The organism is Kitasatospora sp. NPDC047058, from assembly GCF_040643935.1.
Taxonomy (GTDB): domain Bacteria; phylum Actinomycetota; class Actinomycetes; order Streptomycetales; family Streptomycetaceae; genus Kitasatospora.
Window position 1 is genome coordinate 1 of record NZ_JBEYVJ010000877.1, and the last position, 1,351, is coordinate 1,351.

Below are 1,351 nucleotides of genomic sequence, written 5' to 3' on the forward strand. Positions count from 1 at the left end.
GCCGCGCGGCCGGAGCGGGACCCTGCCGTGCTCGCCGAGGAGATCGCCCGGCAGGCGCGGGAGTTCACGGTGGCGGCCAGCCGACGGGCCGGCACCGAGCCGGTGCTGACCCCGCTCGGACCGCTGGACGTGGACACCCTCGGCGCCTACCTGCTGACCCACATGCTGGGCCACCTCTACGACATCGCGGTCGCCCTCGGGCGGCCGCACCCGATCGACCGGCACCGCGTCGGGCTGACGATGCCGTTCCTCCGGGCGGCCATGCCGCGGGTGACGGACGCCCGCGCTGCGGCCGGCCACAGCGCCTGCTACCGGCTGCGGGTGCGCGGCCTGGGCGGGTTCACGGTGACCTTCACGGACGGCCACGCCGTGGTGAGTCAGGAGCCACCGCGGCGCCCGGACTGCACGATCCTCACCGGGCCGGTGGCGTTCCTCCTCATCGCGCTGGGCCGCTACACCGCCGTCGACGCCCTCGCCCGGGGCAGGGTGCTCGCCTGGGGCCGCCGGCCGTGGCTGGCCCCGGCCTTCCCCGGACTGTTCGCCGCCCCCTGAGCACGGCCGCCGACCGGCTGGTGTGCAGGGGCGGCCGGACTCCCGTGCACCGGAAATCCTTCGGTGAGAACCCGCCCAGGTGACGGTGTGCCATCGTCTGGAGCCGAAGGATTTCCTGCACCGCACGGCACCCGTCCCGCACGCCCCGGCCCCCGAGCAGATAGCAGAGGTGGCCCACGAGTCCGCTGCGTAGCCTCCAGTAGGCTCGCCGCGAGTGGACGTGCGTGATCGAACGTGCGTGACGAGGGGGATTCCGAAATGACGCCACTGGGCCTCAGCGTGACCACCTGGTGGTGGATCGCGGCGCTGGCGACGGCGGTCTACCTGTGCGTGATGGTGCCGGAGATGCCGACGCGCGGGTACCGGATCCGGACGGCGCTGGCGCCGCTGCCGATGGTGGTCTTCGGACTGGGGAGCTACGGCGCGAAGCACATGGAACCGGCCACCGTCCTGGCGATGTACGTGACGGCGGTCCTGCCCTTCCCCCTGGGCGTGATCGGTCATCGCCGGGAACTGGCGCGGCGGTTGATGGCGGCCAAGCGGACGGGTGCGTCCGAGGACGGCACGTGGCCGCCGGCCATGATGGGCCAGTTCTTCCTCGCGATCGTGGTGATGGCCGTGACGTACTTCTGGATCGCGCCGTAGGCCGCCGGCCCGCTCGAACGGCGGACCTGACGGCCCGGGTGGGTCTCTGAGTTCCGGGGCGGCGGGTCAGAAGCGGTAGGGGCCGAGTTCGCGGACGAGGTCGGCGAGGGCGCGGACGGGCTCGTTCTCGTCCTCGGTGCGCCAGACCAGGGCG

The 1,351-nt window shown here is 73.3% G+C and carries 2 protein-coding genes; both read left to right on the plus strand.

Annotation, left to right across the window (positions count from 1 at the left end; all coding sequences use genetic code 11):
• Positions 1 to 552: SCP2 sterol-binding domain-containing protein (locus tag ABZ885_RS41265; protein ID WP_360200367.1), on the plus strand; the 552-nt coding region annotated here is incomplete at its 5' end.
• A gap of 258 nt (positions 553 to 810) precedes the next feature.
• Positions 811 to 1,197, plus strand: coding sequence for a hypothetical protein (locus tag ABZ885_RS41270; protein WP_360200369.1), 387 nt, complete (start codon positions 811 to 813; stop codon positions 1,195 to 1,197).
• Positions 1,198 to 1,351: the final 154 nt, after the last annotated feature.

Bases quoted from the DNA above. Each gene is read 5' to 3' on its own strand.
- ABZ885_RS41270 (WP_360200369.1), top strand. From the start codon at position 811: ATGACGCCACTGGGCCTCAGCGTGACCACCTGGTGGTGGATCGCGGCG.